Below are 4,629 nucleotides of genomic sequence, written 5' to 3' on the forward strand. Positions count from 1 at the left end.
AATCCATAAGTTTAATGTTTTTGCTATAGTTAATTACAATTTTTCTATAGCAAAAACAAAATGTTATCACTTCATACTATTCTGTTTCTTTTTTGTTTCCAAATTAATCCATTTGCTGTGATACAATATTAGAAAGTGTCTATAAAAAATACATATTAAGTTAGTAAAAACAAACAATAGGAGGAATTACTATGAAAACGTTTAAAAAAATTCTAAGTATTGCAGTAGTAGTTTGTATGATAATATCTACAACTGGATTATTCCAAAATGTAGATGCTGCTAGTGTATACGGAAACTCTAATTCCAACATAAATAATGGTGGAGTAGCTGCTTATAAAAGTGGTTATAATTACGTAAGATCATCTAAACCAACTAATGTTCTTATGACATCTTACAGTATCTACAAAATAAAAGGAACTAGTTCTACTAAAAAAACTATCGCAAATAATGCTTACTTAATGCCTTCTATAAATGTAGTTGGAAACTATGTTTATTATCTAGGAACATACAATAATGGCGAAAGTGTTGGTATATACAGAGTTAAAACTGACGGTACTGGAAGAATTAGATTAATAGGTAATGTTGAAAGTCCTTTTATGGTAAAAGATAGTGGTATATACTATATAAAATCAACTTATGATTATGACAAGCTATGTTATTATAGCCTTTCATCAAGAAAGACAACTAAAACTCTTTACACTACAACTGAAAGAACTATAGATGCTTTATCTATTTCTGGAAACTATGCATATGTGCTTGCAACAGGATATGAAAATCAATTAATCTACAAAATAGACACAAATACTAAAGCAAGAACTACACTTAAAAAGTTAGTTACTTATACATTTGACGATGATGATTTTGATGATGAGGATTATGACGATTCAGATATAGATTTTGATGATGATTTTGATTGGGATGATTTCGAAGATTACGATGACGAAGAATATTCTATAGATCAAATGATTTACTATCAAGGATATATTTACTATATAGTTTCAGATTATGATGGTACAGAAGTTTATAAAATGACTGCTGATGGCAAAAATGAAACTAAAATAACTTCTTTAACAACTACTTCAATGAATCTATACAATGGTAAAATCTACTATGTAAACGCTAATAACAGTATTTGTCGTATGGACTTAAATGGAAAGAACAGAACTACTCTTAGAAAAGCTACAGATACATCTACAAAGCTTACATTAGCAAACGTTGGAATATGTACAGGAAATAGTAGAATATACTATATGTCATTAGAAATGGGAGTTACAAGTGAAGGCGCTTACAGTGCAGCTATAAATGTTTATAGAACAAAATTAGACGGAACTTCTAGAAGCAAAATATAATTAATTTTTACATAAAAAGTCACACTAATACTTAAGGAAGGGAGTATATACAAATTGTATATACTCCCTTCTTTTGTAAAAAAAAGATGTACAATTTTAAATTGCACACCTTTTATATCTAAAATACTTTTATTTTACAAAATGAACTGCTCCATTTATTCCACCGTAATTACTTGCGAAATAATTAGTAAATTCACTTACTGATTTTACTATTACACTACCTTCTGGTTTTCCGTTGTATGTATAGTTATCAGAGTAGTATACTTTTCCATCTATTATCGCATGTATAAATAAAACGTGTCCTACAGAGCTTGAAGATCTATAGCTTTTTGGGAAGCTTACAACGATGTTATATACATTTTTTCCACCATTTGCATTTATTATCTTTGTAAGACAGCTTCTTCCAGAATATTTCTTTTGAACGTATCCTGTACTAGTTGTAGCATTTGCTTTTAAGTTATAATACCATCCACTACCATTCCAATATGTATCTGGAACTTGGTATATCTTTAATGCTCTAAGTTGAGAATAAACATATAGAGAACATTGATGAGCAAAATTACTTCTTCCTGCTATTGATTTAGCCTTTATATATGTAGAAGCTATTTGGCTTTTTATTTGGCTTACAGTTTTATTAGTTGTTGAAGTACTTTCTTCAATTGTTGTACTTGATACTTTTTCTAATGTCCATATTTGTTTAGTACTTCCGCTTGAATAAGTTTTAACACATACATTAGAACCATTAGTACTTCCAGTAGCAGTTAGAACACAATTATCCTTTCCTGCTGAACGGATAACATATCCTTTTGATACTTTTTGTAATATCCATAATTGAGTTCCATCACCATCTGAATCCTTAGAGTATATATTTACATTAGAACCAGATACTACACTACTTCCTTTGACATTGATTACTTTAGTTGAAGCGCATTTTGGTGATAACCAATATTGTCCTGATAATTTACTTATTTTAAATGTTTGTCCTGATGTTCCATCCTTAGTATATATATTTACATTTGTTCCATTGCTGCTTCCGCTACCTGCAACATTTAAATATTTTCCACTGTATACATTTTTTATACGATATGATCCTGTTGAAATACTCGACGCTGTATATGCATCAACTGTAGTTGGAACTGCAACCTGACAAACTATAGTACAAGCTATTAATATCGTACACACAAGCCTCTTCACTATATTTTTCACTTTTCCGATTCCTCCTGATTTTATATAAATTTGTTACAATTATTTTCTGTCTTTGTAAATTTTGTAACTTTTTTGTTACTTTTATAATATATTAAATAACAATTTATGTCAACATTGTAAGTTTTATCTTTTTTTTATTTTTTTTTATTTTATATGTATATAATTTATAAATTTGACCCATAATACTAGTGTAATTTAAATATTTAACTCAATCTCCCCCAATTTAATTGAGCTTTCATTCCCCCAAATGAAAGCTCTTATTTTTTAATATAACTTACTTACATAATTCTACTAATAATACTTAACATACTTGATAAAATTTATCTTTATATGTTAATTTAAATATTATCATATATAAACTTGGAGGAAATTATGGTTAAAATAGGTAAAATAAATTTAGACTGCGATTTTGAATATAGAACAATCAGAGAAGAAGATGATGATTTAGATATATATGTAGATGTAAATTATAGATGCTTAGATATAGAGATAGGAGAATGTAGCTTTTTTAACTCTAGAATACAGTTTCCATATGTAAGATCTATATTACTTAGAATAAATAAAAATATGGAAACTATAACAGTTCATTTAATGAGAGATATAGATCTTTTTTCTGCATTTGCAAACTTTGAATTAGATTTATCTAACCATATTCTCTCTATAAAAAATCAATACGAAAAGGTAATACTTTCTAAAATACAAATAAAATAAATTGGGGGCCTTAATAGGCCCCCGTGTAAAAATGTATTACTTTAAATATAGCATCTTTTTTGTCTTTAGTCAATATTTTCCGAAAATTCTATAATTTTATTTTATAATAAGATTTAAATTTATAATTGTCATATTGTCTATATTAATATATTTATTTATTGTATAATACTAAATAGATTTCTATAACAAATATCAAACTTAATTTATACATTATTTTTTTTATATGGTCAAATATTGTTTCCTATTTGTTATAATAAATTTATTAATTAATATATCTTTATGGATTGGTTCAATCCTCATTTAAAAAGAATATATTTTGATTATTTTTTAGATAGTTGAAAGGAGTTATTTATATGAGTTTATTAGTTTTTGGACATAAAAGTCCAGATACAGATTCCATATGTTCTGCTATTTCATTAGCATATTTAAAAAATCAATTAGGAGTTGAAGCTACTCCTTATGCTTTAGGAGAAGTAAGAAAGGAAGCTCAATATGCTTTAAATTACTTTAATGTTGAAGCTCCTGAAGTTCTTGAAGATGTAAAAATACAAGTTAAGGATTTAAGCTACGACAAAGTAAAATCTTTAAAACCTAGCGATTCAGTATTAAACGCTTATAATACAATGATAGAAAAAGGAACTAAAACTTTACCAGTAGTATCAGTAGACGGAAAATTTGAAGGTATAATAACTATGGTAGAAATAGCTAAAAGCTTAATGTTCCAACATTTTAGAAAAGTTAACATACCTCTAGAAAATGTTTGTTATAACTTAAAAGGTGAAGTATTGGTAAAATGCAACGAAACTTTCGATGGTAGAGTAACTACTCTATCTTATGGAATAGAAGAAATAATGAATCTTCTAAATGAAGGGGATATAGCTATAGTTGGTAATAGATACGATATAATCGAATACGCTATAGATACTAAAGTTGCATTATTAATATTAACAGGTAAAACAACTCTTAACGACGAATTAACTGCACTTGCAAAAGCTAATAACGTTACAGTTATATCAGTTGATGTTGATACATACACTGCTTCAAACTTAATAAATCAATGTGCAGAAATAGAAGACATCATAACAAGAGATAATTTAGTTTTATTCAATGAAAACGACTATGTTGACGATGTAAAAGAAACTATGCTTAACACAAACTTCAGAGCTTATCCAGTCGTTGACGATGAAGGTAAATTCTTAGGATTAGTTTCTAGAAAACATTTATTAAGTCCATCTAAGAAAAATGTTATATTAGTTGACCACAACGAATTTGCTCAAAGTGCAGACGGTATAGAACAAGCTAATATAGTTGAAATAATCGACCACCATAAAATAGGCGGTATATCTACTGATCTACCAATATC

The 4,629-nt window shown here is 27.5% G+C and carries 4 protein-coding genes; 3 read left to right on the top strand and 1 reads right to left on the bottom strand.

The window, feature by feature from the left end; genetic code table 11:
* Positions 1-191: 191 nt before the first annotated feature.
* Positions 192-1,349 (top strand): DUF5050 domain-containing protein, encoded by a 1,158-nt coding sequence (locus ACI3VO_RS02330; protein WP_439756364.1) that lies wholly within the window; start codon positions 192-194, stop codon positions 1,347-1,349.
* Between the two features lie 129 nt (positions 1,350-1,478).
* Here the strand turns inward: ACI3VO_RS02330 and ACI3VO_RS02335 are convergent, their stop codons facing one another.
* Positions 1,479-2,555, bottom strand: coding sequence for an RICIN domain-containing protein (locus ACI3VO_RS02335; protein ID WP_439756365.1), 1,077 nt, complete (start codon positions 2,553-2,555; stop codon positions 1,479-1,481).
* A 372-nt stretch (positions 2,556-2,927) separates the two neighbouring features.
* On the opposite strand from ACI3VO_RS02335, the gene ACI3VO_RS02340 reads away from it, so the two are divergent.
* Positions 2,928-3,266 (top strand): hypothetical protein, encoded by a 339-nt coding sequence (locus ACI3VO_RS02340; protein ID WP_439756366.1) that lies wholly within the window; start codon positions 2,928-2,930, stop codon positions 3,264-3,266.
* A 353-nt stretch (positions 3,267-3,619) separates the two neighbouring features.
* On the top strand, positions 3,620-4,629 hold a 1,010-nt coding region (locus ACI3VO_RS02345), incomplete at its 3' end, for a putative manganese-dependent inorganic diphosphatase (protein ID WP_439756367.1).

It is taken from the genome of Intestinibacter sp., from assembly GCF_051866655.1.
GTDB lineage: Bacteria > Bacillota > Clostridia > Peptostreptococcales > Peptostreptococcaceae > Intestinibacter.

Bases quoted from the DNA above. Each gene is read 5' to 3' on its own strand.
- ACI3VO_RS02330 (WP_439756364.1), top strand. From the start codon at position 192: ATGAAAACGTTTAAAAAAATTCTAAGTATTGCAGTAGTAGTTTGTATG.
- ACI3VO_RS02340 (WP_439756366.1), top strand. From the start codon at position 2,928: ATGGTTAAAATAGGTAAAATAAATTTAGACTGCGATTTTGAATATAGA.